This window comes from Mesorhizobium sp. M7A.F.Ca.ET.027.02.1.1, assembly GCF_004022985.1.
Classification (GTDB): domain Bacteria; phylum Pseudomonadota; class Alphaproteobacteria; order Rhizobiales; family Rhizobiaceae; genus Mesorhizobium.
The window spans coordinates 1-22,195 of sequence record NZ_RZOL01000060.1 but is presented as its reverse complement, the minus strand read 5'-3'; the positions used below and the strand labels follow the sequence as shown (position 1 = coordinate 22,195).

The 22,195-nt window shown below is 62.8% G+C and carries 20 protein-coding genes, 1 other RNA gene and 2 pseudogenes; 11 read left to right on the top strand and 12 right to left on the bottom strand.

From position 1 onward, the window contains the following. Nucleotides 1–225, bottom strand: a pseudogene (locus tag EN749_RS38705) (transcriptional regulator MraZ); the annotation flags it as partial. A 410-nt stretch (nt 226–635) separates the two neighbouring features. Between EN749_RS38705 and EN749_RS09920 the strand changes: the two are divergent. Further along, nucleotides 636–1,751 carry a cystathionine gamma-lyase gene (locus EN749_RS09920; protein ID WP_127809987.1) on the top strand — a complete coding sequence of 372 codons (1,116 nt, stop codon included), beginning with the start codon at nt 636–638 and terminating at the stop codon, nt 1,749–1,751. 9 nt (nt 1,752–1,760) lie between these two features. Here EN749_RS09920 and EN749_RS09915 read toward each other — a convergent pair whose 3' ends face one another. From EN749_RS09915 to EN749_RS09885, 7 genes are all read right to left on the bottom strand, one after another. Beyond that, nucleotides 1,761–2,063 carry a type II toxin-antitoxin system RelE/ParE family toxin gene (locus EN749_RS09915; RefSeq protein ID WP_127809986.1) on the bottom strand — a complete coding sequence of 101 codons (303 nt, stop codon included), beginning with the start codon at nt 2,061–2,063 and terminating at the stop codon, nt 1,761–1,763. Next, complete coding sequence (locus EN749_RS09910) at nt 2,060–2,335, bottom strand: type II toxin-antitoxin system ParD family antitoxin (protein ID WP_027034949.1); 276 nt, start codon at nt 2,333–2,335, stop codon at nt 2,060–2,062. The genes EN749_RS09915 and EN749_RS09910 overlap by 4 nt, the downstream gene beginning before the upstream one ends. 174 nt (nt 2,336–2,509) lie before the next feature. Continuing rightward, nucleotides 2,510–2,919, bottom strand: an RNA gene (gene rnpB, locus EN749_RS09905) — RNase P RNA component class A. Nucleotides 2,920–2,969: 50 nt separating this feature from the next. Next, on the bottom strand, nt 2,970–3,698 hold the full coding sequence (locus EN749_RS09900) for a transglycosylase SLT domain-containing protein (RefSeq protein WP_127809985.1): 729 nt from the start codon (nt 3,696–3,698) through the stop codon (nt 2,970–2,972). A 210-nt stretch (nt 3,699–3,908) separates the two neighbouring features. Beyond that, nucleotides 3,909–4,664 (bottom strand): N-acetylmuramoyl-L-alanine amidase, encoded by a 756-nt coding sequence (locus EN749_RS09895; protein WP_127809984.1) that lies wholly within the window; start codon nt 4,662–4,664, stop codon nt 3,909–3,911. Next, nucleotides 4,661–5,380, bottom strand: coding sequence for a DnaJ family molecular chaperone (locus EN749_RS09890; protein WP_127268668.1), 720 nt, complete (start codon nt 5,378–5,380; stop codon nt 4,661–4,663). The genes EN749_RS09895 and EN749_RS09890 overlap by 4 nt, the downstream gene beginning before the upstream one ends. Before the next feature lie 164 nt (nt 5,381–5,544). Further along, a complete protein-coding gene (locus EN749_RS09885) occupies nt 5,545–5,805 on the bottom strand; it encodes a hypothetical protein (protein WP_128363033.1) in 261 nt (86 codons plus the stop codon). 194 nt (nt 5,806–5,999) lie between these two features. Between EN749_RS09885 and EN749_RS09880 the strand changes: the two genes are divergently transcribed. From EN749_RS09880 to EN749_RS09860, 5 genes and pseudogenes are all read left to right on the top strand, one after another. After that, entirely contained in the window at nt 6,000–9,767 is a 3,768-nt protein-coding gene (locus tag EN749_RS09880; protein ID WP_128363032.1) for a hydantoinase B/oxoprolinase family protein, read from the top strand. Nucleotides 9,768–9,798: 31 nt separating this feature from the next. Continuing rightward, nucleotides 9,799–11,097 carry a DUF3419 family protein gene (locus EN749_RS09875; RefSeq protein WP_128363031.1) on the top strand — a complete coding sequence of 433 codons (1,299 nt, stop codon included), beginning with the start codon at nt 9,799–9,801 and terminating at the stop codon, nt 11,095–11,097. Continuing rightward, nucleotides 11,094–11,759 carry a class I SAM-dependent methyltransferase gene (locus EN749_RS09870; protein WP_127809981.1) on the top strand — a complete coding sequence of 222 codons (666 nt, stop codon included), beginning with the start codon at nt 11,094–11,096 and terminating at the stop codon, nt 11,757–11,759. The genes EN749_RS09875 and EN749_RS09870 overlap by 4 nt, the downstream gene beginning before the upstream one ends. Before the next feature lie 107 nt (nt 11,760–11,866). Next, nucleotides 11,867–12,162 (top strand): annotated as a pseudogene (locus EN749_RS09865) (type II toxin-antitoxin system RelE/ParE family toxin). Between the two features lie 9 nt (nt 12,163–12,171). Then, entirely contained in the window at nt 12,172–12,480 is a 309-nt protein-coding gene (locus EN749_RS09860) for a HigA family addiction module antitoxin (RefSeq protein WP_023813159.1), read from the top strand. A gap of 17 nt (nt 12,481–12,497) precedes the next feature. Here the strand turns inward: EN749_RS09860 and EN749_RS09855 are convergent, their stop codons facing one another. Further along, a complete protein-coding gene (locus EN749_RS09855) occupies nt 12,498–13,877 on the bottom strand; it encodes a serine hydrolase (protein ID WP_127809980.1) in 1,380 nt (459 codons plus the stop codon). A 228-nt stretch (nt 13,878–14,105) separates the two neighbouring features. Between EN749_RS09855 and EN749_RS09850 the strand changes: the two genes are divergently transcribed. Continuing rightward, nucleotides 14,106–14,906 carry a GH25 family lysozyme gene (locus EN749_RS09850; protein ID WP_128363030.1) on the top strand — a complete coding sequence of 267 codons (801 nt, stop codon included), beginning with the start codon at nt 14,106–14,108 and terminating at the stop codon, nt 14,904–14,906. Between the two features lie 353 nt (nt 14,907–15,259). Further along, a complete protein-coding gene (locus tag EN749_RS09845; protein WP_023813162.1) occupies nt 15,260–16,441 on the top strand; it encodes a lytic murein transglycosylase in 1,182 nt (393 codons plus the stop codon). Nucleotides 16,442–16,590: 149 nt separating this feature from the next. Here EN749_RS09845 and EN749_RS09840 read toward each other — a convergent pair whose 3' ends face one another. Next, the gene (locus EN749_RS09840) at nt 16,591–17,811 is read right to left on the bottom strand and encodes an alanine racemase (protein ID WP_013530936.1); all 1,221 of its coding nucleotides are present in this window, start codon (nt 17,809–17,811) and stop codon (nt 16,591–16,593) included. A 200-nt stretch (nt 17,812–18,011) separates the two neighbouring features. On the opposite strand from EN749_RS09840, the gene EN749_RS09835 reads away from it, so the two are divergent. After that, nucleotides 18,012–18,929, top strand: a complete 918-nt coding sequence (locus EN749_RS09835) for a DMT family transporter (protein ID WP_128363029.1) — start codon at nt 18,012–18,014, stop codon at nt 18,927–18,929. Between the two features lie 474 nt (nt 18,930–19,403). On the opposite strand, the gene metF is transcribed toward EN749_RS09835, so the two are convergent. Both metF and EN749_RS09825 read right to left on the bottom strand, forming a co-directional pair. Then, on the bottom strand, nt 19,404–20,321 hold the full coding sequence (metF, locus tag EN749_RS09830) for a methylenetetrahydrofolate reductase [NAD(P)H] (protein ID WP_127331126.1): 918 nt from the start codon (nt 20,319–20,321) through the stop codon (nt 19,404–19,406). Continuing rightward, nucleotides 20,321–21,328: a metalloregulator ArsR/SmtB family transcription factor gene (locus tag EN749_RS09825; protein ID WP_023813166.1), complete on the bottom strand. Its 1,008-nt coding sequence runs from the start codon at nt 21,326–21,328 to the stop codon at nt 20,321–20,323. Before EN749_RS09825 ends, metF begins: the two co-directional genes overlap by 1 nt. Nucleotides 21,329–21,449: 121 nt before the next feature. Between EN749_RS09825 and tsaA the strand changes: the two genes are divergently transcribed. Then, entirely contained in the window at nt 21,450–21,989 is a 540-nt protein-coding gene (gene tsaA / locus EN749_RS09820; RefSeq protein ID WP_128363028.1) for a tRNA (N6-threonylcarbamoyladenosine(37)-N6)-methyltransferase TrmO, read from the top strand. Next, the coding region (locus EN749_RS09815) for a DUF2293 domain-containing protein (RefSeq protein WP_128363027.1) at nt 21,986–22,195 on the top strand (210 nt) is incomplete at its 3' end. The genes tsaA and EN749_RS09815, both read left to right, overlap by 4 nt.

Below are 22,195 nucleotides of genomic sequence, written 5' to 3'. Positions count from 1 at the left end.
CATATCGTCCGCCGTCTGCAGGAAAGGATCCTCGAGCGCGATGCGCTCCTCGTAGCGGTCGAGCAGATCGAGCCCGCCGACATCCATCGCCGGCAGATCCAGGCAGCGCAGCGCATAGAGTTCCGAATAGCCGCGCTTCTGCACGACCGCACGGAAATGCGCGGGAACGGACACCCGTCCCTTCGCATCGATCCTGCTCACCGTGTTTGACAGAAACCGGTCCATTAAACGCTACAGCCGCTTGCGCCGCCGCACCCCTCTCCATCTTGTCGCACGCGCCGCCGCAGCGCGCTCCCTGCCCCGCATCAGCCTCATCCGCACGGGCAAAAACCGGCAAACGCGCAGCCGCCGCGGCTGCCCGATTGGCGTACGCTTTACCCTGACACGGAACGAAGGCTTTGATGTCTAGATGGGATATCATGGGGCACTATGGGCGTCAACGGGATTAGGCTTCACAAACACGCGCGCCGCGACCAATGAGAGCAGCCTCGCCGACACGTCTCGTCTTTATGGTCTATTAAGCCTAACGAACCGTTTAGAGCCGCCTGGCCCAACCGGACGCGCCTTGCCGCGCGCCGCTGCCGGGCATAGCGTCTCGCCACATATCGCCGGTCGCAAACAGGGTTGGAAATTCGATGTCCGAAACTGCAAAGTCACGCGCTGCAGCGCTTCCTCACCTGCGTCGCAGCGGGCTTGCCATGGGCGATTCCATTCCCCTGCCACTGACCATGGCCGCCATCTTTCATGCGCCCGGCGACGCCACCGGTTTCAACCAGTACGGGCGATTCAGCAACCCGACCTGGGACGCGGTCGAACATATGCTGGCCCATCTGGAGGACGCGCCTTGCGTCGCCTTCCCTTCAGGAATGGCGGCAATCTCGGCGGCGTTTTTTGCCGTGCTCAAGACTGGCGACCGTATCCTGCTGCCATCGGACGGCTACCACACGACAAGAGCGCTGGCCGATCGCTTCCTCAAGCCGCTCGGCATCGTCTACGATGTCAGGCCTACCTCGACCTTCCTCGACGGCGGCTTCGATGGCTATCGCCTCGCCTTTGTCGAAACCCCTGCCAATCCGGGGCTGGATATCTGCGATATCGCCGCCGTTGCCGATGCTGTTCACAAAGCCGGCGCGATCCTTGTCGTCGACAACACGACCATGACACCCTTCGGCCAACGGCCGCTCGACCATGGCGCCGATATCGTCGTTGCCGCCGACACCAAGGCACCCAACGGCCATTCAGATGTGCTGTTCGGCCATGTCGCCAGCCGCAATGCCGAGATCATCGCCGCCGTGACCGGCTGGCGCGAAGTTTCCGGCAGCATTCCCGGACCATTCGAAGCCTGGCTGGTGCATCGCGGCCTGGAGACACTGGATGTGCGCTTCGATCGCATGTGTTCCTCGGCGGAAGTCATCGCGCGGCGGCTGCAGGGCCACCGGGCAATCAGCGGCCTGCGTTATCCCGGACTGGAAGGCGATCCGTCGCACAACCTTGCCCGTGCCCAGATGGAGCGCTTCGGCTTTCTGATCTCTTTCGAGCTCGCCTCGGAGGACAAGGCCGAGGATTTCATCAACAATTGCGCCTTGATGCAGGCCGCGACATCCTTCGGCGGCGTCCACACCTCCGCCGAGCGGCGCTTGAAGCGAGGCGATGCCGTTGCCGCCGGCTTCGTTCGCCTCTCGGTCGGCTGCGAGCCGGTGGAAGAGCTCTGTAAGGCAATCGAGACGTCGCTGGACAAGATCGGCGGCTGACCGGACCGATCACGGGCCGAGATCGTCGGCTTCTATGTTGCGATGGCCGTGCAGTACACGAATGATCTCGATCGCGTCGTCACCTACACGATACAAGGTGAGATAGTCGCCAACGAGCAGATGACGGATGCCGGGCGCGATGTCATCGCGCGGCGCGCCGGAGAAGGGATAGGTCTCCAGTTGCTGCCACCGTGCCTCGATGCGATCGAGCAACCTATCCGCTGCGACCTCGCTATCGCGTGCAACATGAAGCCAGATCGCGATCAAATCGTCTTCTGCGCGCGCGTTCCGGACGATGAATAGCGAATTCATGCTGCGTCGTCAGATCGCAAGCGCCTCCGCGCCTCGGCCTTGATTTCATCCATCGACGCAAATCGTCCCGGCCCGCTGTCTATCCCTTCCTGCACCAGCTTGCGCAACTCATCGAGCGTATAGCCGAAGAGATCGCGCCGATCCTTCCATTGCCGCAGCGCATCGCGGATCACTTCGCTGGCGGAGGCATATTCGCCGGCGGCGACGACATCATCCACCGCCTGCGCCAGTTCCGGCGACAGCGTGATGCTGCGTTTGTCGACCTGTCCCATGAGAGGCTCCCGATACCATTTCCCGATCACGGTACGATTTAATCGCACCGGTTTCAAGCAATGGCCGACTCTCGCTCGCACGGATGAACGGCCGGGCAGGCTTGAATCAACAGGCGCGCCCGAGGGCGCAACCTGCTGAATTCAAGAGACTTCTCTTGATATCGGGGGAGAGAAATTGCCAGCTGGCCTGTAAGCCGGGTTCTGTATGGCCCCCGCCCCTTGCGGGGCGAGAACGTGGCGGCCATTCATCTTGGGCGCATGTTGCCATGCGCCTCACGCAACCTACCCGGACGGTGAGCCGGAAACAGCCCTCGAGGGTTTCCCCTCGCACCGCCCCTATTCGGTCTTGCTCCCGGTGGGGTTTGCCGTGCCGCTCCTGTTGCCAGTCGCGCGGTGGGCTCTTACCCCACCCTTTCACCCTTGCCCCGAATCCGGCAAGCCGGATCGTGGCGGTTTGCTTTCTGTGGCACTTTCCCTGGGGTCGCCCCCGCCGGCCATTAACCGGCACCGTGTTTCCATGGAGCCCGGACTTTCCTCACCCGCGGCCTTTCGGCGTTTGCGGGTGCGGCCGCCCAGCCAGCTGGCAGAGCGTATAAAGGGGTTCACGCCCGAAAACGCAAACGAAAAAGCAGACTTATGCGGGCGATCCAAGCGCAGCCATCTGCACCTTGACCTTGCCGCAATAGGCGGCCGACACCGGGTTCATCCGCGTTGCGGCGTGTCCGGCATTGTATTTCAGAATCGTGCCGCAGGTCGTGCCGCCGCCGAGGCTCCGCGCCATGGCAAGGTATTTCATGCCGTATTTGATGTTGGTGTCGGGATCGAACAGGCCCTTTGCGGAGCCGCTATAGCCCATCATCCGAGCCGTGGCCGGCTTGATCTGCATCAGGCCGATCTCGCCTGCGCCGCCGACGATGTTGGGCCGGTAGTTGCTTTCGATCTGGATGACCGCCGTGGCGAGCGACACCGGCACGCCTTCGATCGCCGCATAGCGGGCAACGATAGCGGAATACTGCCCACTGCTGGCCACCGCCGCCGTCGATGCCGCCGCGTTCTGGACTCCGATCGACGCTGTTCTCGTCATGTCGATGGTCTTTCGGCCACGCTTCGTCTGCTTTCTGGCGGACTTCTTCGGCTTGGACCAGCTTGCTTTTTCCATTTTCGCGGAAGCCCGCTTCGTCTCCGCTTTGGCGGAAGCCCGCTTTGTTGCCTTGGCGTCGTGGCCTGCCTTGCCGCTTTTCGCGGATACCACGGGAAACCCTTGATCGGCCCGCGGGCTGAATGATGCTGCATGCGCCGCACTGAAGGCAAAAGTCATTACACCGGCAGCAAGAGCTGCCGTTAAAACGGTAAATTTCTGCATGTGATCCTGTTCTGTCTGAACCGCGCGAAGATGTTCGCGCAGCAACGCCTAACCAACGTCGGAACAACCCGGGGGGCTTGGGGTCCGACATCTACACGTCAGCCGTTTGACGCCCGAATTGGTGTCAAACAAGGCCAGGCAAGTCACTTTGAGTGACAGCTTGTAACTTAAGGATGGGAAAGAATTGCTTGAGAGAGGCTCTCCCGGGGGTCAGCGCCTCACGGAAGCAAGCAGCCTTTGCAGCGTCCGCAGCGTCGAGCCGTCGGCAACGCCGTCCACCTTGCGCGGCCGGAAATGACGCTGGAAGGCCTCGACCACCGCCTCCGTCTGCCGGTCGAAAATGCCGGATATTTCAACGCCATAGCCGTAGAGGGCCAGCATCGACTGCAGCGCTTCGACATCGCCGCCGGTATCGCCGGTTGTCAGAGTTGCGCCTCGCCTGACGGGCGCGGCCGCCACGAGATGGCCAACACCGGCCTCGAACAGCGTCCGCCACGGAAACTTCTCGCCGGGATCGATCTTGCGCCCCGGCGCAACATCGGAATGCGCGAGTACCCGCTCGGCGGCGATCGAATGCCGACCGGCGATCCCACGGCACAGCGCGATCACCGCATCGATCTGCCGCCGGGGAAAACCGGGATAGCCCAGCGAATGCCCTGGATTGACGATCTCGATGCCGACCGAACAGGAATTGATGTCGGCCCGTCCGAACCACGAACTCTTGCCGGCATGCCAAGCGCGGTCGCTTTCCCTGACCATCTGCACGATATGGCCATTCTCGTGGACGAGATAATGTGACGAGACCTCGCTGGCCGGGTCGCAAAGCCAGGCCTCGGCCCCGGCGCCGGTCGCCATACCGGTGTAGTGCAGCACGATCATGTCAGGCCTGGGCGTCTCGCGCCGCGGGCCGAAATTCGGCGATACCCTGACTTCGGCACGTGGCTCGTCGGGCAGAAAGCCGCTCATGCGTGGCGCAGGCCCCGCTCGATCATCTCGTAGGCAACGTTGATCGCCGCCACCCTGGTGGTCGCGATCTTGATGAATTCCTGAGGCAGGCCGCGCGCGATCAGCCGGTCCGGATGATTGTCGGAAACCAGCTTGCGATAGCGCTTCCTGACCTCTTCGAACGGCTTGCCGCGCTCGATGCCAAGCACGACATAAGGATCCCCGGCGCCCAGGTTGACATGTCGCGCCATGATGGTCTCGTAATGCGCTTCGTCGATGCGGAAAATCTCGGCGATGCGGTGCAGGAAATGGCCTTCGCGCTCGTGCACCAGCCCGTCGGCCTTGGCGATGTGGAACAGACCGTCGAGTATGTCTTCCAGCATCACACAATTGGAATGCCCGGAACCGCACATCTGCGCCATCCGCTCGGCATAGGTCTCGAAACCGGCCACGTCGCGCTGGGCGAGATCGAACAGACGCGCCACATTGCGCGTCTCCTTCGGCGGCACTTCGAATATTTCCTGGAAGGCGCGCACCTCGTCCTGGGTGACGATACCATCGGCCTTGGCCATCTTGGCCGACAGCGCGATCATCGCCACCGAAAAGGCGACACGCCGGCGCAAATCCGCATCGCCGGCGAAAACCGTGCGCACGGCCTCGACCACGTCGGCGACACCCGACGAGGCTGAGGATGAAACGCGGGTGATGAATTCGCCGAGGCGATCCCAAATGGACATGGCCTGCTTCTTAGAGCCACCGCCCGCTCCTATCAAGCCGGGACAGTGCCGCAGGCTTTGCGCGACAAATCGATCGGACTCCAACGCCATGGCGCTCGGACAATATGAGAAAGGCCAGCGCGAGCCGACCTTTCTCATTCATCACACGAAGTACTGCTTGCTCACTACTGCGCGGGCGCAGGAGCTGGTGTTGCCGGAGCCGGCTCGGCAGGCTTCTCGGGTGTGATGCTCTTCGTGGTAGAATTATCCGTTGCCGGAGGCGTCGCGGCCGGCGGCGTGGCTTCCGGAGTAGCCGGCTTCATCGGTTCCTCGGCAGCCGGCGGATTGGTGCTCTGGGTAGTGGTATTGTCCGTACCGCTGTCACTGCAGGCGGCGACGCCAAGCAAGGCCAGAGCGGAAACGGAAGCGAGAATGAGCGTTTTCATTTGTCTCTCCTTCAACACACGCTCACGTTGCCGTGAGCGGTCGAAGGACAAATGCGTCAGACGGCCATGAGTTTCGTAACGTTGCGTTTCGACATGTAACATCGTCTGGTTCATTTGCGATTGCCGCTCAGGCCGTGGCGAACTAACAGAATGTGCCGAACCACCGATCGAACGTAAAAGCGCCAGGGGCTGTCATGACCGAAAAATGGGATTTCTGGATCGACCGCGGCGGCACATTCACCGATGTGATCGGCCGAGATCCGGAAGGCGGGCTGCACCCGCGCAAGCTTCTCTCCGAAAACCCCGAAGCCTATAACGATGCTGCCATCCAGGGCATTCGGGACCTTCTTGGCTTGTCGGCCGGCGACACGATCCCAAGCGGCCTGATCGGCGACATCAAGATGGGCACCACAGTCGCCACCAATGCGCTGCTGGAGCGCAAGGGCGACCGCGTGCTTTTGCTCATCACCAAGGGCTTTCGCGACGCGCTGAAGATCGCCTACCAGGCGCGTCCGGACATCTTCGCCAAGGAGATCATCCTTCCCGAACAGCTCTACGAGCGCGTCGTCGAAATCAACGAGCGCGTGCGCGCCGATGGCCGCGTCGAACAATTGCTCGACATCGCCGCCTGCAGGCCGGCGATCGAACAGGCCAGGGCCGATGGCATCGATGCGGTCGCCATCGTCTTCATGCACGCCTGGAAATACCCCGACCACGAGAAGGCGGTGGCAAAAGTCTGCCGCAAACTTGGTTTCGCCCAAGTCTCGGTCAGCCATGAGGTCTCGCCACTGATCAAGCTGGTCGGCCGCGGCGACACCGCGGTGGTCGACGCCTATCTGTCGCCAATCCTGTCGCGCTACGTGCAAAGGGTGGCGGGAGAGTTGGGCGCGGCGCCGATCTCCCCCCTCGTGGGGGAGATCGGCCAGTCGCCCCGCCTGATGTTCATGATGTCGTCGGGCGGTCTCACCGCCGCCGACATGTTCCAGGGCAAGGATGCGCTGCTGTCAGGACCGGCCGGCGGCGTCGTCGGCATGGTCGAGACAGCCAGGCTCGCCGGCTTCGACAAGGTCATCGGCTTCGACATGGGCGGCACCTCCACCGATGTCGCCCACTATGACGGCGAATACGAACGCGCCTTCGACACCGAGGTCGCCGGCGTGCGCATCCGCGCGCCGATGATGCGCATCCATACCGTCGCCGCCGGCGGCGGCTCGATCCTGCATTACGAGGCCGGTCGCTTCCGGGCCGGACCGGATTCGGCTGGCGCCAATCCCGGCCCGGCAGCCTACCGGCGCGGCGGCCCGCTCGCCGTCACCGACGCCAACGTCATGCTTGGCAAGCTGCAGCCCGATTTCTTTCCGGCTATATTCGGACCCGGCCAGGACGAGCCGCTCGACGTCGAGACGGTGCGAGCAAAATTTGCGGCACTCGCCGCCGAAATCGGCGATGGGCGGTCGCCCGAGACTGTCGCCGAAGGGTTCGTCACCATCGCCGTGGAGAACATGGCCAATGCCATCAAGAAAATCTCCGTGCAGCGCGGCTACGACGTCACCGAGTATCTCCTCAACTGCTTCGGTGGCGCCGGCGGCCAGCACGCTTGCCTAGTCGCCGACGCGCTCGGCATGGAGGCGGTGCTGATCCATCCCTTCTCTGGCCTGCTGTCGGCCTATGGCATCGGCCTGTCCTCGGTCTTTGCCTCGCGCCAGCAAGCGCTGCTGAAACCGCTTGCCGAAGAGTCCAGAACGGAGATCGGCAACCTCATTGCCATTTTGAGAAAAGCCGTTGTGGCCGAACTCGCGGCGCAAGGCATCGGCGAGGATACCGTCGCCACGAAGCCGGTGCTGCACATTCGCTATGATGGCACCGACACGACACTGCCGGTGAATTTCGAGGCGGATTCGATTTTCCAGGCCAGGCGCGATTTTGAAGTCGCCCACAAGGCGCAGTTCGGTTTCGTCTATGACGACAAGCCGATGATCGTCGAGACCGTCGGCGTCGAAGGCACCGACACCGGCGGTACCGGGCGCGACGAAACTGAATCACGAACCGAAGACCTTGCCGTAAACCCTTCGCAAACCCGCGAAATCTTCACCGAGGGAGAGTGGCGCACTTCACCCATCTTCCGCCGCGAAGCGCTGAAACCGGGAAACAGGGTTGCCGGACCTGCCTTGATTATCGAGCCTAACCAGACGATCGTCATCGAGCCGGGCTGGCTGGCCGAAATCACCGCCAGGAACCATGTGCTCCTGCGCCGTGTCGAGAAGAAGCGCCGGCAGGCAGCGCTCGGCACGGAGGCCGATCCGGTCATGCTGGAGGTCTTCAACAACCTGTTCATGTCGATCGCCGAGCAGATGGGCGTGACGCTGCAGAACACCGCCTATTCCGTCAACATCAAGGAAAGGCTGGATTTTTCCTGTGCAGTCTTCGATCGCACCGGCGCACTGGTCGCCAATGCGCCGCACATGCCGGTACATCTCGGCTCGATGGACCGCTCGGTCGAAACCATCATCCGGCTGAATTCCGGCGACATCCACCCCGGCGACGTCTTTGCCCTCAACGCGCCCTACAATGGCGGCACGCATCTGCCCGACATCACCGTGGTGACGCCGGTGTTTTCCCTCCCCCTCGAGGGGAGGGTGGCCGCGCAGCGGCCGGGTGGGGTCCTCTCAGAAGGCACCGCAAGAGCGTCGAACCCGGTCGATCCGATCCCCTCCGGCGGCTTCGCCGCCACCTCCCCCTCGAGTGGGGAGGAAATCCTGTTCTGGGCCGCCTCGCGCGGCCATCATGCCGATATCGGCGGCACGGCACCCGGCTCGATGACGCCGCTCGCCACCACGGTCGACGAGGAAGGCGTGCTGTTCGACAATTTCCGCATCGTCGACCGCGGAAAATTCCGCGAGAAGGAGCTGGAAACGCTGCTCACCGACCACCGCTATCCAGCCCGCAATCCGCACCAGAACATCGCCGACCTCAAGGCGCAGATCGCCGCCAACGAAAAGGGCGTCGCGGAACTGCGCAAGATGGTCGCGCATTTCGGCCTCGATGTCGTCGAGGCCTATATGGGCCATGTCCAGGACAATGCGGCCGAAAGCGTGCGCCGCGTGCTGGAGCGGCTGCCCGACAGTTCGCAGTACGAATACCCGACCGACACCGGCCAAATCATCAAGGTGAAGATCACGGTCGACCGGCAAAAGCGCGAGGCGACCGTTGACTTCACCGGCACATCACCGGTCATGAAGAACAATTTCAACGCGCCGGAACCCGTCGCCCGAGCGGCCGTGCTCTATGCCTTCCGCGTCATGGTCGAGGACATGATCCCGATGAATGCCGGGTGCCTGCGGCCCATCAACATCATCATTCCCGACGGCTGCATGCTGAAACCCGCCTACCCCGCCGCCGTCGTCGCCGGCAATGTCGAGACCTCACAGCACGTCACCAACGCGCTGTTCGGCGCCATGGGCGCCATGGCCAACGCGCAAGGCACGATGAACAACCTGACCTTCGGCAACAAGACCTACCAATATTACGAGACGATCTGCTCCGGCTCGCCGGCCGGCCAGATGAATTCCGGCCGCGGCTTTGCCGGCACCTCCGGCGTCCACACCCACATGACCAATTCGCGCCTCACCGATCCGGAAGTGCTGGAGCTGCGCTTTCCCGTTCTGCTCGAGGATTTCCACATTCGGGAAGGATCCGGCGGCAAAGGCAAATGGAGCGCCGGCGACGGCACCAGGCGCACCATCCGCTTCCTCGAAAAGATGGAATGCGCGATCCTGTCCTCGCACCGCAACCGGCCGCCGCAAGGGCTGGACGGTGGCGGCGATGGCGAGGTCGGGTCGACCAAGGTCCGCCGCAAGGACGGTGCGATCGACGTGCTAAAAGCCTGCGACCAGACCCTGCTTCAGGCCGGCGACGCCGTCATCCTGACGACGCCGACGCCGGGGGGATTCGGCAAGCTGTAAGAAGGCGTCAACAGGCTGTCACCGGGCTGTCATGACCCTGCGCTACCCGCTTGCGCCAAAGCAAACGGGGAATCATCTTGCCATGACGGACGTTTCCGCAGATCTGGTTTTTCGCCGCGGCAAGGAAGTTGGAAAGGCCGTCTACCAGAACCGCCCGCTGTCGAAAGCCGGCATTTCGGAGCGGCTGTTCGCCTTCCTCTTCTCCGGCCTCGTCTATCCGCAGATCTGGGAAGACCCCGACGTCGACATGGAGGCGATGCAGCTTGGCCAGGGCCACCGCGTCGTCACCATCGCCTCGGGCGGCTGCAACATCCTGGCCTATCTCACCCGCTCGCCGGCACGGGTCGACGCCGTCGACCTCAACACCGCGCACATCGCGCTGAACCGCATGAAGCTGGAGGCGGTGCGCCATTTGCCATCGCAGGGCGACCTGTTCCGCTTCTTCGGCGCCGCCGACACCAGCCACAATTCGAAAGCGTATGACCGTTTCATCGCGCCGCATCTCGATCCTGTCAGCCGTCACTACTGGGAGCGCCGCAACTGGCGCGGTATCAGGCGCATCACTGTGTTCGACCGCAATTTTTACCAGACCGGCCTGCTCGGCCTGTTCATCGCCATGGGCCATCGCACGGCAAAGTTCTTCGGCGCCAATCCAGCCGCCATCATGCAGGCCAGGAACATCGGCGAGCAGCGTCGCTTCTTCCATGAGGAGTTGGCGCCGGTCTTCGACAAGAAGCTTTTGAAATGGGCGACATCGCGCAAGGCTTCGCTGTTCGGCCTCGGCATTCCGCCGGCGCAGTACGATTCGCTGATCACCTCCGGCGACGGCACCATGGCCAGCGTGCTGAAAGCCCGGCTGGAAAAGCTCGCTTGCGATTTTCCGCTGGAGAACAACTACTTCGCCTGGCAGGCCTTCGCCCGGCGCTATCCGAACCCCGGCGAGGCCGCCCTGCCCGCCTATCTCGAAAAACAGAATTACGAGGCCATCCGCGGCAATGTCGACCGCGTCGCCATCCACCATGCCAATCTGATCGAATTCCTCGCCGGCAAGGATGCAGGCTCCGTCGACCGCTTCATCCTGCTCGATGCGCAGGACTGGATGACCGATGATCAGCTCAACGCGCTGTGGGCGGAAATCACTCGCACCGCATCGGCCGGCGCCCGCGTCATCTTCCGCACCGCCGCCGAACCCAGCCTGTTGCCGGGCCGTGTCTCCAGCTCGCTGCTCGACCAGTGGGATTATCGGGACCAGGCTTCGCGCGAATTTTCAGCCCGCGACCGCTCGGCCATCTATGGTGGCTTCCACCTCTACGTGAAGCGCGCGGCATGAGCGCCACCGAGCTGCCTGCCAACCATGCCGAATTGATGGACGGCGTCTACCGCTGGCAGCGCCACATCTACGACCTGACCCGCAAATACTACCTTCTCGGCCGCGACCGGCTGATCGACGGGCTCGACGTGCCTGTCGGTGGTACCGTGCTGGAGCTCGGCTGCGGCACCGGCCGCAACATCATCCTGGCTGCCCGCCGCTACCCCGATGCCCGCTTCTACGGCCTCGATATCTCGGCCGAAATGCTGGAAACGGCCGGAAAGGCGATCGACCGCGAGGGCCTGTCCGGCCGCGTCGTGCTGGCAAGGGGCGATGCCACCGATTTCGATGCCCGTGCACTCTTCGGTGTCGAACGCATCGACCGTGTCTTCGTGTCCTATTCGCTGTCGATGATCCCCGGTTGGGAAAAAACTGTGTCGGCAGCGCTTGCCGCCCTGTCGCCGAACGGTTCGCTGCACATCATCGATTTCGGCCAGCAGGAAGGCCTGCCCGGCTGGTTCCGGACCTTGCTGCGCGGCTGGCTGAAAAAATTCCACGTCGCGCCGCGTGAATCGTTGCGCGAAGTGCTGGAATCGGAATCTCGGCGAACCAGCGCAAGCTTCCGTTTCCGTACGCTTTATCGCGGCTATGCCTGGCTGGCGGTTATCAAGATCACTTCCTGAATATTGCCGTGGGAAAGGCACATAAAGGCGAAGCAGCCACGATCCGTTGGATCAACGTTGCCTTATGACCCCGAGAGCGGTACATCTCACATGCATGGAAGCATGTGGTGATCATCGGCTTCAGGGATGAATGGCTGCGGGCCTCTTCGTGGAAGACACCCATTCTCGCAACATTCCGTCCGATCTCGAAAGCCGTTTGTGCCGCAAGCTCCAGATGATTGACGACGCGATGATCGATCAGGATTTGCGTGTGCCGCCCAGCAATCATTTCGAGAAGCTGCGCGGTATTCTCGAAGGCTTCCATTCAATACGCGTCAACAAGCAATGGCGGCTGATCTTCCGCTGGGACGGCGGCCGCGGTGAGGCGTCGGACATCTATCTCGACGACTACAGCTATAGATGAGGTGAGAACATGTTGATGACCGCACGCAAGCCGGCAACGGTTGGCGAAATTCTCACGGAAGAATTCATGCAGCCGCTTGGCCTGACGCAGGCGGCTTTGGCCGAGGCGATGGGGGTCCAGCGCAAGCATGTGAACGAATTGTGCAACGACCGCCGCAACGTGACGGCGGCGACCGCGCTTATTCTGGCGCGGGTGTTCGGCAACAGCCCGGACTTCTGGTTGAACGTCCAGCGCCGCAGCGATCTTTGGCAGGTCATGAACTCGCCCGACGAGCGGGCGCGAGTTGACCGCGCCAAGCCATTGGCGACAGCTGCATAGCAAGAGTTTGCGCCGCGCTAATGCAGCGCCTTGATCAACGCCCCCACCATCGTCTGCGGCCGGTAGCCGAGTTTGGCCGGCGTCAGCCCCAGCCGCACCACCACCAACTGCTCCGAGGGAATGATGGCAACTGTCTGCCCGTCATGGCCTTCCATCCAGTACGTGTCCTTGGGCAGGCCTGCCGCGACGCCGGCGCCGGGGTTTTCCTCATCGCCCGGGGCCTCGATCCACAACTGACCCTTGCCATAGACCTTCGAGGCGGATGCCGGCTCGCGCATCCAGTCGACGAAACCGGTTGGCAGGATCTGGTTGCCGTTCCACACCCCGCCCTGCAGCAGGAATTGGCCGAAGCGCGCCCAGTCATGCGCGGTCGCGTAAAGATAGGACGAGCCGACGAAGGTGCCCTGCTCGTCGGTCTCGAGCACCGCGCTATGCATGCCAAGCGGCTCGAACAGGGCGTTGCGCGGCCATGTCAGCGCCTTGGCCTTGTCGCCGACCGCGTCCTGCCAGAGCCGCGACAGCATCACCGCCGTGCCGCTCGAATAGGAAAACTGTTTGCCGACCTCTGCAGCCAGCGGCTTGGATTCGGCAAAGCCCGCCATGTCCGGCTCGAGATAGAGCATGCGCGTGACGTCGGCGACGTCACCATAATCCTCGTTGAACTCCAGCCCGCTCGACATCGCCATCATCTCGGCAAGGCTGATGGCGGCGCGGCCGTCCGCCTTCCACGGCGCGAACAGGTTTTTGTCGTCGAAAGCCATCTTGCCGTCCTTGACCAACGTACCGACGATGGCGGCGTTCACCGTCTTGGTCATCGACCAGCCGAGCAGCGGCGTTCTGGCGGAAAAGCCATCGCCATAGCGCTCGGCGACGACGCGGCCATTCTTGACCACCACCACCGCCCGCATGCCGGTGCCGTTCAGCGCCGCATCGTCCAGCAGTTTGGCAATCACCGGATCCTGCGATGCCTCGACCCGCTCGCCTTCCGGCCACAGGTCGCCCATGGTGGCTGCCGACGGCTCCGCCTGGGTCGCGGTCCGCCGCGCCTTGCCGACATCGCCGTCCGGAACCGAAGCGCAGCCAAGCCCGTCGCGGGCGACAGCGACGCTCTTGCCGAGGAACCCGAACAGGCCGGCAGACACCGTTCCCCTGTTCTTGTCCACCGAAACACGCATTAACCGCAGCAGGGGATGCCCGGGCGCCTGCACGTCGACGGCCAGCACCTCATTGGCGTCCCGGCCGGCGATGAAGACATTCGAGCAGACGATCTTGGCCGAATAGCCGGAACCGACGCGGATCAATTCGGGCGGCGCGATGTATAGCCACGCAAACAGCGCGGCGACCGCCAGCACGATCAGACCAAGCAGCCATCTGACGATCTTGACGACGATCCGCATTTATTTCCTCCGGGCCCTGCGCGACCCCTTATGTCATCGATTTGCCGCCATTGCTTCCGCAAATCACAATGCTTGTCGAGCGCCATCAACGGATTATCAACCATGATCGGCGATCACAGGATATGCTGAGCGATGCTGTGGGGCGATCGCTCGGAGGGGGCCCAATCACAAGCCGGCCATCAGGTATAGACCCATCAGCGACCGGCTGAATCCGGCTCGGGAATTGCGATGCGCCGTCTTGCGGGCCTCATTATGCTAGCGCTGCTTGGCGCGTGCTCGACAGTAGACGATCTCTCGCCACTGTCGCCGTCGGCGTCGAGCAGCCCGACGGTCACTGTCCGGGCGCCGCGCTTTGCCGATTCCAAGCCGCATGAATGGGAGAGCGGCGCGCCGTGGAACTATGCCGTCCACGGCACCGATGTTTCCAAATACCAGACCTCGGTCGACTGGCCGGCGGCCAAGGCCAGCGGCATCTCCTTCGCCTTCATCAAGGCGACCGAGGGCGGCGATCGCTTCGATGAATACTTCAACGAGCATTGGACCCGGACCAAAGCTACGGGCGTTCCCCGCGCCGCCTATCACTTCTACTATTTCTGCACCCCGGCTGCCGTGCAGGCGCGCTGGTTGATCCGCAACGTCCCCGTCGATCGCTCGGCGATGCCGCCGGTCCTCGACATGGAATGGAACCCACAATCGCCGACCTGCAGGCTGCGTCCCGACGCCGCCACGGTGCGCGCGGAGATGACCACCTTCCTCGAGATCGTCGAACGCCACTACGGCAAGAAGCCGATCATCTACACCTCGGTCGACTTCTTCGACGACAACGGCCTGGCGGGGTTTCGCGGCTATCCGTACTGGCTGCGTTCTGTCGCCGGCCATCCACGTGAGAAATACGGCAGCCACCCCTTCACATTCTGGCAGTACACAGGAACCGGGATCATTCCGGGCATGACCGGCAAGGCCGACATCAACGTCTTCAACGGCAGTGAAGCCACCTGGAACAAGTGGCTGCGGCAGAACACCCGTTGACACCGGTTCAACGGCAGCACCGCCCTGGATCAATCACTCCAGCAGAGCTTCCGTTGAACCGGTTCAACGGCAGCACCGCCATGGATCAAATCACTCCAGCAGAGCTTCCGTTGAACCGGTGCAACGGCAGCGAGTCCGTCCGAGATAAGAAGCTCCGCAGAACACTGTTGACACCGTGCAACGGCAGAGAAGCTGGCGGAATAAGGGGCTGCGGCACAAGAACCGTTGACACCGGGCCTGCCGCCTGCTTTTCGACACAGCCAGCGGTGAAAAGTGCAACCGCCGGCAATTCAGGGCGTTGGGCCTCCGGGGGAGCACAACAACTGCCCGCTATTCGTTTCGAGAGGAAGCTGATGCGACTGCGTTCCAAAGTCCTCGCGGCTGCGCTGACCCTGTGTGCCACGGCCTTGCCGGCGATGGCGCAGGAATGCGGCGGCGACTTCGAGACGTGGAAGCAGGGCGTCGCCGCGGAAGCCAAGGCGGCCGGCGTCGGCACTGCCGGTCTCGACGCCCTTGAAGCGGCAACCTTCGACGACAAGGTGTTGGCACGCGACCGCGCCCAGGGCGTCTTCACCCAAACCTTTGTCGAGTTTTCCAACCGCATGATCTCGGCCTATCGCCTGAAGCAAGGTGCGGCGAACATGAAGAAATACGCGGATGTCTTCGCCCGCGCCGACCAGCAGTTCGGCGTCCAGGCGCCGATCATCGCCGCCTTCTGGGCGCTGGAGACCGATTTCGGCGCCGTGCAGGGCGACTTCCACACGCTGAGCGCCCTGGTGACGCTGTCGCATGATTGCCGGCGCCCGCAACTGTTTCGGCCTCAGTTGATACCGCTTCTGCAATTGATCGATCGCGGCGTGCTGCCGGCCGATGTCAGGGGCGCCTGGGCCGGCGAGATCGGGCAGACGCAGATCCTGCCCTCAGATTATCTGGCACGCGGCGTCGACGGCGACGGCGACGGCAAGATCGACCTGCGCGGCAGCGTGCCCGATGTGATCATGACCACCGCCAACAAAGTGCTGTCGCGCGGCTGGAAACGCGACCAGCCCTGGATCCAGGAAGTCCGCGTGCCCGAAGACATGCCGTGGGACCAGACCGGTCGCACCAACAAGCTGCCGCTGTCGCAGTGGGCGCAATGGGGCGTCACCTACCCCAGCGGCGCGCCGCTGGTCGACAACGGCCTCAAGGCAGGCTTGGCGCTGCCCATGGGCCGTAAGGGGCCCGCCTTCCTCGCTTATGACAATTTCGACGTCTATCTCGAGTGGAACCAGTCCTTCACCTATGCGCTGACCGCGGCCAACCTCGCCGCCAGGTTGGCGGGAGAAAAACAGTTCGATCCGCGCAATCCCGAGACCGGCCTCAACAACGAGCAGATGAAGGCGCTGCAGACCAAGCTCGAAGCCAGAGGCTACGATGTCGGCACTGTCGACGGCATTTTGGGTACCAACACCCGCGAGGCGATCCGCAAGGAGCAGATGCGGCTAGGCCTGCCGGTGGATGGCTGGCCGACGCCGGAGCTGCTGGGGAAATTGTAGGCAGTAGGCAGTAGGCAGTAGAAAATTACTCCGAAGCAGTGCCTGCCACCCTATCCCTATCCCTATCCCTATCCCTATCCCTATCCCTATTCCCTATTCCCTATTCCCTATTCCCTATTCCCTATTCCCTATTCCCTATTCCCTATTCCCTAATCCGCCATTGTCTCCAAACTCGCAAACCCCTGCGGCGCGTCGCCCTCGTCGAACGGCGTCGTCACCTCGACGAAGGTGTCGGGGTAAAAGCCGTTGAAGCGGGTCCTCAGCGACAGCGAATAGGCGCCGATATGGCCGATCTCGATCCAGTCGCCGGTGTCGACCGTTTCCGGCAGCCAGAACGGCCGCGACAGGATGTCGACGGAATCGCAGGTCGCCCCGCAGACCTTGAACGGCACGATGTTCTTTTCCTCGCCATTGCGCGAGCGGATCGCCGGATCGGGAATGAAGCGGGCCGGCAGCGTGATCTTGCCGGTCCATGAATCCGACAGCGACGCCCAGATGCCGTCATTGATGTAGAGCCGCTTGCCCTTGCGCAGCAGCACCCGCACGATCAGCGACAGGCAGCGCGCCACGATCACGCGGCCCGGCTCGGCCACCAGCGGCATCTGGTCGAACTGATACTCTTTCAGATCGCCCGAAAGCCGCGACATGATCTGGCCGAGCGACGGCATCTCGATCTGCTTGCGGTTGGGGTCATGGCCGTATTCGGCGGGGAAACCGCCGCCGACGTCGAGCCCGGCAATATCGAAGGTCAGCCGGTTGCGCACCCAATCGGCGGAGGCCAGCGCTCGCTCATAGGTGTCGGGATCCTCGATCTGACTGCCGACGTGGAAACACAGGCCAACCTTGTAGCCGGTACGGTTCAGCCGCTCGGCAAGTTCGACGGCGTAGGCCGGCCCGGCGCCGAACTTCTTCGACAGCTCGTAAGCGGCATGGCCCTTGGTCTGCACCCGCACGAACACGCTGATCGAGCCCGGATCGATGTCGAGCGCCCGCACCACCCGCGTCAGCTTGGTGATCTCGTCCTCGTGATCCAGCGAAATGACGCGGATGGCGTATTTCTCCAGCGCCAGCTTGATGTCCGACTGCGCCTTGACCGGATGCATGTAGAGCATCTCGGCATCGGGAGAGACGGCACGCACGGCGGCGAACTCGCCCGGCGAAGCGACGTCGAAAGCCTTGACGCCGGCTTCGACCAGGGTCTTCAGCACGATCTGCTCGCCATTGGTCTTGACCGCATAGGCGGTCTTGCCCGGGAACATGCCCATGAACTGCCTGGCATCCGCCATCAGCACCTGCGGGCGGAAGCAATAGACCGGATCGTCCGGGCGAAGCGCCAGTGCCGCCTCGCGGGCATTCTCGAATCGCTGCATCGACGAATCCTTGATCTAGCCTGCGCACAATTAATCCAAGCTAGCGGCTAATGAAAACAATTCTGTGTCTCGTACGGCTGACGCTGGGGCGCTAGGTCTTGGCGGCAGGCGTTTGCCATCAATCACGTTTCGGGTGGCCCTTGTCTCCGAACCGGATATGGCTTCTGCCTGACTGGCATACGTCTGGGAGGGCGACTCACATGGCAATGGCCGCGACATCCGCACCACGCGGACCGATGGTGCTCAAGGATTGGGGGCAACTCCTGCTGCTCGGCGCGATCTGGGGCGGCTCGTTCTTCTTCGCGCGCATCGCAGTGGCGGAACTCCCCCCGCTGGTGCTGGTGCTGTTTCGCGTCGCCATTGCCGCGATTGCGCTGCAGATCTATCTCGGTCTGCGTGGCCCGCCCTTTCGCCTCGCGCTTCCGCATGCCGGCCTGTTCTTCCTGCTGGCGCTCACCAACAATGTCGTGCCCTTCTCGCTGATCTTCGCCGGCCAGACGGAGCTCGGAGCCGGCATCGCCTCGGTGCTCAACGCGACAACGCCGTTCTGGACGTTGATCCTCGCCAACGCGCTGACATCGGACGAAAAGCTGTCCTGGAACAAGCTCGCCGGCATTGCGCTCGGCATCGCCGGCACGGCTGTCATGATCGGCCCCGGCCTGCTTGCCGGGCTCGGCGGCCCGGTCTGGGCCAAATTCGCGCTGATCGGGGCTTCGCTGTCCTATGCCGTCGCGCTGATGGTTGCCCGCCGCTTCAGGGGCGTGCCCTCGCCGATCATCGCCACCGGACAGTTGACGGCATCGACCATCATCATGATCCCGATCGTGCTCTTCACCTACGGTCCATCCGGCCTGTTCTCGGCCTCGCCGCCGGTCTGGGCGGCGGTGCTGGCACTGGCGCTGCTGTCGACCGCCTTCGCCTACATCCTCTATTTCAACCTCGTCGCCTCGGCCGGCGCCACCAATGCCTCGCTGGTCACGCTTGTCGTACCGGCCAGCGCGATGCTGCTCGGCTTCCTGTTCCTTGGCGAGCGGCTGGAACTGTTCGAAATCGGCGGCGTGGTGCTGATCGCGCTCGGCCTCGTCACCATTGACGGGCGGTTGTTCGGCCGACGTTAGAGCGCCGCGCGTCCACTGGACGCGCAAAGGATGCTCTAACCACCCAATTACCCCCCGCATCGCGAAAGTTGAATTCGGCTTCCGCAGCGGTAGCGCTGCCATGACACGGCAGCGACACGAGTCGGCCACATTTTATTCACAGGCCTGAAGCCGGTTTTTGCTTAGGAGTTTCAAAGCTTAACGGCAAAAGACATGTCGCGGATTTCACAATCACGTCGCAATGCAGCACATTTTCCGCTTGCCTGTGGCACAAATGAACCTAGACTCCGTGACATAGCTCTTTAAGAGGAGGCTATGTCATGGGACTTACGAGGCCTATCAACGCATTGATGATCTGTGCTGCGTTCGCCTTTATCGGAGCCCTTATTATGGGCTTCCTTCCCTGACCGCCAAAGCGGGGAAGACCAGCACCCAAATAGTCCAACCAATTCAAAAGGCCGGGTTTTTCCCGGCCTTTTGTCGTTCAACCCACTCTCATGCCGCAGCTGATCCGGCGGCCGCCGCCTCGTGCGAGCGGATGCCGATCATATGACAGATGGCAAAGACCAGATCGGCGCGGTTCATGGTGTAGAAGTGGAAATCGCCGACACCGCGCTCGACAAGGTCCATCACCTGTTCGGCCGCCACTGCCGACGCCACCAGCGCATGCGTCTGCGGGTCCCGGTCGAGGCCTTCGAAACGCTCCGCCAGCCAGCCGGGCACATGCGCGCCCGCCCTCGCGGAAAAGTTCGCGACCTGCTTGAAACTGTGAACCGGCTGGATACCCGGCACGATCGGGATGTAGATGCCGGCGCGGCGGACGCGCTCGACATAGCGCTCGTAGAGATCGTTGTCGAAAAAGAACTGAGTGATGGCACGCGTCGCGCCATTGTCGACTTTGCGCTTCAGCATCTCGATGTCGGTGGCGAAATCGGGGCTTTGCGGATGTTTTTCCGGATAAGCCGCGACGGAGATGTCGAAATCAGCAATCGCCTTGAGCCCGGCGACCAGCTCCGCGCCGTTCTCGTAGCCACCGGGATGCGGCCGATACGGTCCGCCGACGCCGGAGGCCGGGTCGCCGCGCAGCGCCACGAACCGGTTGATACCGATCGATTTGTAATCCTGGATGACCGCGTCGACCTCGTCGCGTGTTGCACCGACGCAGGTCAGATGCGCCGCGGCAGGAATGGCGGTTTCCGTCAGGATGCGTTTTACAGTGCGGGCGGTGCGCTCCCGCGTCGAGCCGCCGGCGCCGTAGGTCACCGAGACGAATTTCGGCTTCAGCGGCTCCAGCCTCGTCACAGTCTCCCACAGCCTCGCTTCCATCTCGTCCGTCTTCGGCGGGAAGAATTCGAAGGAAACCCTGACCTTGTCGCCAATGTCGGGGCGGCGGGAAAAGCGGAACTGGTTCATCAGGCGGTTTCCCTTATCTGCCTTGTGTCGTTGGAAGGATCGGCGATCAAGAGGCGCCGGTCGCGGCCAAGCCAGAGTTTTACGGTGAGCCTGGCCTCGTTGCCGCCACGCGGCTCGAATTCCTGACTGTCTTCAAGATCGAGGCCGGCTTCCGAAAACCAGTCGGCGATCTGCCGGTCGGAAAAGCCGAGCCGCATATGCGCGTGTTCCTCACGCAGGAATTCCAGCGCATGCGGCGCGAAATCGACGATGACCAGGCGTCCGGCCGGACGCAAAAGCCGCGCCGCCTCATGGATGGCACGGGCGGGATCGTCGAGATAGTGCAGCACCTGATGGATGGTGACGAGATCGAAGGCATCGCGCTCGACCGGCGGTGCGAAGATGTCGCCCTGCCGAACCTGCGCGTTCGAAACGCCTGCCTTGTCCAGATTGGCGCGCGCCACGGTCAGCATCTCGCGCGACATGTCGATGCCGACACCACGCCGATAAAGCGGCGAGAAGATTTCAAGCAGCCGCCCGGTGCCGGTGCCGAGATCGAGCATCGACTGGAACGGCCGCTTGCCGACCAGTTTCAGCATTGCGGCTTCGACGGCGCGGTCCGGCACATGCAGCGATCGGATATGGTCCCAGCTTGCCGCATTCACCGAAAAATACGCGACCGCGCGGTCCTGCCGCTTGCGCTTGACCGAGGCCAGGCGCTCAAGATCGCGCTCGACCTGCGGATCGGCGCCGCGAATGCCGGAAACCAGCCCCATGACGAAGTCCCGCGCGGAATCCGCATCCGACAGGCGGAAGAAGGCCCACGACCCTTCCTGGTAGCGGCCGATCAGTCCGGCCTCCAGAAGCAGCTTCAGGTGCCGCGAAACGCGCGGCTGCGACTGGCCGAGAATTTCGGTAAGATCGGAAACCGTGAGGTCACCGCGCGACAGAAGTGCCAGTATGCGCAATCGGCTGGATTCGGCCGCCGCCTTTAACGTATCCACCATAGTATCGAGCGAGACATGCATCAGCGTATTCTCTTTGAAAAGATATAAACATATGTTTATGTCGATTTTCGAGACCTTGCAAGCGCAATGTCGCTTGGGGACAAGAAAATGCCGTTTGTGTGCGCTTTAAGAGACGTGGACCATGACTGAAACGCGTGAGATGTTCGAGGCGCGCGAAGGCGAGCAGAGGCTGGAGAACGATCCGGCCTTGATGCCGCCTGATGGCGGGATCGTCTTCATCGGCCGCATTGCCTCGCCATGGACGACGCGCGAAACCTGCCCGAAGAACATGCGCGCCGCGCGCGAGACCGGGCAGAAGGCGGTGCTGACCATCGACGCAGCCTACCGAAGTGGCCTGCAGGGGCTGGAGCGCGCCAGCCACGTCATCATCCTGTCCTGGCTGCATCATGCGCCGCGAGACCTGATTGTGCAGAAACCGCGCCATGCCGCTGAAGCGAAAGGCGTATTTTCGCTGCGCTCCCCTGCCCGCCCCAACCCCATCGGGCTGCACATCGCCAAGCTCGTCGCGCTCGACCAACACACCGGCCGCATCGACCTCGACGCCATCGATGTGCTCGACGGCACGCCGGTCATCGACATCAAACCTTATTTCGCCTCGACCGACGCTATTGCCGAGGCGACCATCGAAGGGCGCGACGAGCCCGATCGGACCCGGCGATGACAGCGCCGACCGGCCGCCGCCGCGCCATCGCCAAGGCGCTGACCGCTCTTCTGCCGCTGGCTCCCTATGCCGACATGGAGAAGATCCGCACCGACGCCGGCGCGGTCCACATGAAGACGTTGCCGCCGGGCATCGCCGTATGGCTGGCGACGATTGCCCATATCCGCCACATGCACACCGATTACGAAAAACTGCTGAGCGAAGGC